General features: G+C 42.5%; 3 protein-coding genes. 2 read left to right on the forward strand and 1 reads right to left on the reverse strand.

Going from position 1 to position 5,135, the window contains the following annotated elements; translation table 11 throughout:
• Positions 1-400 precede the first annotated feature (400 nt).
• Complete coding sequence (locus tag ACFQ2O_RS19865; protein WP_377532158.1) at positions 401-2,005, forward strand: alpha-amylase family glycosyl hydrolase; 1,605 nt, start codon at positions 401-403, stop codon at positions 2,003-2,005.
• Between the two features lie 111 nt (positions 2,006-2,116).
• Here ACFQ2O_RS19865 and ACFQ2O_RS19870 read toward each other — a convergent pair whose 3' ends face one another.
• On the reverse strand, positions 2,117-4,042 hold the full coding sequence (locus ACFQ2O_RS19870; protein ID WP_377532161.1) for an ABC-F family ATP-binding cassette domain-containing protein: 1,926 nt from the start codon (positions 4,040-4,042) through the stop codon (positions 2,117-2,119).
• A gap of 322 nt (positions 4,043-4,364) precedes the next feature.
• On the opposite strand from ACFQ2O_RS19870, the gene ACFQ2O_RS19875 reads away from it, so the two are divergent.
• Positions 4,365-4,916: a 2'-5' RNA ligase family protein gene (locus ACFQ2O_RS19875; RefSeq protein ID WP_377532164.1), complete on the forward strand. Its 552-nt coding sequence runs from the start codon at positions 4,365-4,367 to the stop codon at positions 4,914-4,916.
• The last annotated feature ends 219 nt before the right edge of the window (positions 4,917-5,135 follow it).

Consider the following 5,135-nt stretch of genomic DNA (forward strand, 5'->3'; position numbering starts at 1 on the left):
GTTGCAGCCTCCATACATAGGGTTTTCTATATATATAATACAAAAATATTTTCCCCCATTATACAGTATAGCACATATCACAGAAGTACTTAAGCTAATTTTAGTTTGTTCAAAATTATTCTAGAAAAGATCCAGTAGCAGGAAGTTGTTAAGGTAGTTTGCTTAGACCTTGATTACATTTCGTATTTGCAAGCGAAAGCTGAATGAGAAGGGTTCTGGCAAAGCGGTTTTAGAGCTTCATAGCAGCGCTATGGGGCGAGAAAAGCGTGAAGCCAGGTTCCGTTACAGGCAGCTTACAGCGCAAAGCATGAATCTTAAACATGCTCTTAGTTAAGGTATATCTCATAAAGCTTGACCACGTACACGTAAAATTGAACCGAACAGCAAAAAACAGAAAACTATGCAGCAAGAACATCAGCACCTTTGGTGGCAATCAGGAATTATCTATCAAATTTACCCTCGCTCTTTTCAAGATTCTAACAATGATGGTGTTGGTGATTTAAAAGGTATTAAGACACGACTTGACTACCTGAAGTGGCTTGGAGTGGAAGCCATCTGGATTTCTCCGATATTTCCTTCACCAATGGCTGATTACGGTTATGATATTGCGGACTATTGTGGTATACACCCCCTTTTTGGTAGCATGGAGGACTTTGATGAACTGCTGGAGGAAGTGCACAAGAGAGACATGAAACTAATTCTGGACCTGGTACCAAACCACACTTCTAACGAACACCCCTGGTTTCTGGAGTCACGGTCCTCACGCGATAACCCAAAAAGGGATTGGTACATTTGGCAGGATCCTGCCGAAGATGGTAAAGAGCCTAATAACTGGCTTAGCGTTTTTGGGGGAAGTGCCTGGGAGTGGGATGAAAAGACTCAGCAGTATTATTACCATGCCTTCCTGAAAGAGCAACCAGATCTTAACTGGCGTAATCCTGAGGTGCAGGAAGCGATGTTTAACATTATGCGCTTTTGGTTGGACAAAGGTATAGATGGTTTTAGGGTAGATGTGATGTGGCACATGATAAAGGACAAGCAGCTACGCAACAACCCTGAAAATACTGATTACAAAACGCACCAGGCTACTTATGAGCAACTGATACCTGCTTACTCCACTGACCAGCCTGAAGTTCACAAGGTAGTGGCAAAAATGCGTGCGGTGATGGATGAGTACGAGGAACGTGTCATGATAGGCGAGATCTACCTGCCAATAGATAAACTTGTTACGTACTATGGCAAGGAAAGTAAAGAAGCTCACCTGCCTTTCAACTTTATGCTTGTTACCTCAGATTGGGAAGCCCGCAGCTTAGGCTCACATATAGATGAGTACGAAGGCGCGATACCAGAAGATGGATGGCCAAACTGGGTAATTGGCAACCACGACCAGCCACGCATAACCAGCAGACTTGGCCTATCACAGGCAAAAGTAGCAGCCATGCTTCTGCTGACTTTAAAAGGAACTCCTACTTTATACTATGGGGATGAACTGGGTATGCGCGATGTTCCTATTCCTCCCGATGAAGTACAGGACCCACAAGGCCTGAATATGCCGGACAAAGACTTGAGCAGAGACCCTGCCCGAACTCCGATGCAATGGGACAAAAGTGAAAACGCTGGCTTTACAGAGGCTAAGCCGTGGCTTCGCCTGCCTTATGATTACAAACGAGTTAACGTAGAAGTACAGCAGCAAGAACCTTATTCAATGCTATCGTTTTACAAACGATTAATTCAGTTACGACAGCAGGAGCCAGCTTTACACATAGGAGACTATGCTCCAGTACACGCTCATGCTTCATTGCTATCTTTTACCAGAAAGTATGAAAACAAGGAATTTTTAGTGCTGCTAAACCTGTCGCATAAACCTTGCATTTTAAAATCTGATAAGCACAGCTACAAAGGAAATATAGTTTTAGCTACCGATCTTGATCGGGAGGGTGACACAGTAGAAGGCAATATCACCCTTTATGGAGATGAGGGAATACTTGTAGAATTAAACTCCTAAGTATGGCTTTATACTTAGGAGTTGCCTGTATAAGCCAATAACTATAGAAAATAAACAGCCCCAGGTAGTACAAAACTACATGGGGCTGTTATATTTTATTGTCTTGCTTTGTTAATCGCTAAGCTTTGCCTCCAACTCTTCAGCTTCCAGCATTAGCGCCTCCCACTCCTGCTGCTTCTTATCTAAATCAGCTTTTACCGTATCAAAAGCCTGTGTAGCTTCCTGCAGCTTAGCCACATCACTGAAGATCGCCGGATCAGCCAAGTGCTTTTCCTGAGATGCCAGTTTCTGCTCCAACCGCTCTATGGCTTTCTCTACTTCACTCACCTGCTTGTTTAGTTGCTTTAGTTGGTTTGATAGTTGGGTATACTCGCTTTTCTCACGCACCTGCTTCACCTCTTTGGCAGCCGGGGCACTAACTATTTCTTTTTTAGCTTCTTTCTCACGCTTTTCCTGCCACTGCTCATATTCATGATAGGTGCCTGGATACTGTTTTAGCTCATGGTCTTCTATATACCAGATTTTTGTAGCCACATTCTCTACAAAGTAACGGTCGTGCGAGATCACTACAAAAGTACCCTCATATTGCTCTAACGCCTGTATAAGGATGTTGACTGATTGCATGTCCAGGTGGTTGGTCGGTTCATCGAGCATAAGGAAATTGGCCTCTGAGATCAATGTTTTGGCTAAGGCTACACGGCTTTTCTCACCTCCGGAAAGAACTTTTATCTTCTTATAAACTTCATCGCCAGTAAAAAGGAAAGAGCCCAGAATAGTTCTTAACTCCATTTCACTTTTCTTAGAGCCAGCCTGCTGCAACTCCGACAGCATGTCGTTTTCTACGTTCAGCGACTCGAGCTGATGCTGCGCATAAAAAGCGAGAATTACATTATGCCCTAATTCCCTGTTTCCTTGAATAGGTTCGGTACCGGCAATAATGCGCAGCAGCGTTGACTTACCTTTACCGTTCGCACCAATCAGGGCAATTTTGTCGCCACGCTCAATATGAACATTGGTATTCTGAAAGATAACCTTGTCTCCGTAGCTTTTGCTCATATGCTCCAGTCGCAGAATATGCCTGCCGGGATGGATGTTGAACTTAAAACTGAAATTAACTTTTGCTGCATCTGGCGCCACTTCTTCAATACGGTCCATTTTATCCAGCATTTTCTGGCGACTTTGCGCCTGCTTCGCCTTAGTTGCCTTTGCCTTAAAACGCTCTATAAACCGTTCTGCCTGTTTTATCTGCGCCTGCTGGTTTTCAAAAGCGCCCTGCTGTATTTCGTTACGTAAGGCTTTTTCTTCCAGGTAAAAGGTATAATTACCAGCATACACATTCAGTTTTGCGCCTGATACCTCTACAATCATATTAGTCGTACGGTCCAGGAACTCCCTGTCATGCGACACGATTACGACAGAACCTTCGAAGCGATCCAAGTATGCTTCCAGCCATTTGATAGATGGTAAGTCCAGGTGGTTGGTAGGCTCATCCAGCAGCAGGAGCGATGGTTTCTGCAATAATATCTTGGCCAGCATAACGCGCATACGCCATCCACCTGAAAAGGAGGCAAGTGGTTGCTGCAGTTCATCCGTAGTGAAACCCAATCCCTCTAAAATGGCTTCCGCTTCCGCTTGCATAGTATAGCCCCCTAAAGCCTCGAAACGCTCTTGTAAGGAAGCCAGTTTATCTACAAGATCATCATGAAAGTTGTTCTCGAACTCCAGCAGCACCTTGTCTATCTCCTTTTGCAGAAAAATAGCCTCTTCAAAGGCCTGCATGGCCACAGAAAGTATACTTTCGTGGGTCTCATAGCTCAGCAGATCCTGGTTCAGGAAGCCTATAGTGGTTTCCTTACTCATTTGAATACTGCCACTGTCTGGCTTGTACTCTCCTACAATCAGGCGTAGCAATGTGGATTTACCAGTACCATTCAAGCCAATAAGGCCGATTTTATCTTTAGGTTTGATATGAAGATTGGCATCCTCGTACATTGGTCGGCTGCCAAAATGGAAATTCAGGTTGTTAATGGAAATCATGTGCTCCTTTATACTTTGAAAGGCAAAGGTACTTATTTTTGAACGTCACATAAAAACATAGCTTCATCATAAATAGTGCATGATGTACTTTAGAAACAACAAGTATGCTTATGACATGAATTAAAGCTTTTACTGAAATGAGTTATAGGCCTCGTTATAAATGATTCAATTCCATACTTCTCTCGCTTTACACTTTTATTTATGTTGCTTGATGTATGCACAAATTGGAAGCAGTATAGAAGCAAGACTTAAACTATAATAGGTATAGCTCGTTAACAAAATTTATGCTTATAACAGCTTTTGAGCCTTTAACACGTTTACTATGATCGCTCTAACCTCACTTTTAGACACTAAATCTTCTGCCCGTGTATCTGAATTAACTGAACACCTTGAGATTAAATTTGGACTTCAAGGAGTTAAAATTACTCCTTACCCGCACATTACACTCATGACAGCCGAAATTCCGGATACAGAAGAGCTAAAGCAATACCTGGAGCAAACTTGCATGGGCCTGCACAATTTAACAGTACGCACAACGGGCATAGGAATTTTTCCAGGTGAAAATCCAGTAGTTTATATTCCTGTTTTAAGAACGCAGGAATTAAATCAGTTTCACTTTCGCCTGCACCGGGATGTAGCAGAAATGAGTAGCGAAATGGGGGTGTTTTATAACCCTAAACTATGGCTGCCACATATTTCATTAGCCTTAGGAGACACCACACCTGAAATTCTTGGACCAGTATTGAGTTTTCTATGCAACTACAATTTTAACTGGGAAATAACACTTGATAACCTGACATTACTTCAAAAGTGCGGTGATTATTATTTAAAAGATGAAGAATTCCGCTTTGGAAGCAGAGCATTGATCTTTTAGTTTTCTGAATTCATTTAAAGCAACAATGCTACTTCTGATTTGGCTTTATATCCATTATAATTTTGAATGCATAGTACAATTTTAATTCCTGCCGTGGCGAATGCACTTTACCTACAACAGTAGGCATGGCCATTCTATATCTTCCTCTAATCTCATTCAATAGCTATTTTGTCGCGTATCGCTTCCACAGAAGCTTTATGTGCAGAATTGGCTATCTCG

Origin of the sequence: Pontibacter rugosus (assembly GCF_042678745.1) — a bacterium.
GTDB classification, from domain to species: Bacteria; Bacteroidota; Bacteroidia; order Cytophagales; family Hymenobacteraceae; genus Pontibacter; species Pontibacter rugosus.

What these genes read in the sequence shown, in the direction of transcription:
- ACFQ2O_RS19865 (WP_377532158.1), top strand. Translation starts at nt 401, where the DNA reads ATGCAGCAAGAACATCAGCACCTTTGGTGGCAATCAGGAATTATCTAT.
- ACFQ2O_RS19870 (WP_377532161.1), bottom strand. Translation starts at nt 4,042, where the DNA reads ATGATTTCCATTAACAACCTGAATTTCCATTTTGGCAGCCGACCAATG.
- ACFQ2O_RS19875 (WP_377532164.1), top strand. Translation starts at nt 4,365, where the DNA reads ATGATCGCTCTAACCTCACTTTTAGACACTAAATCTTCTGCCCGTGTA.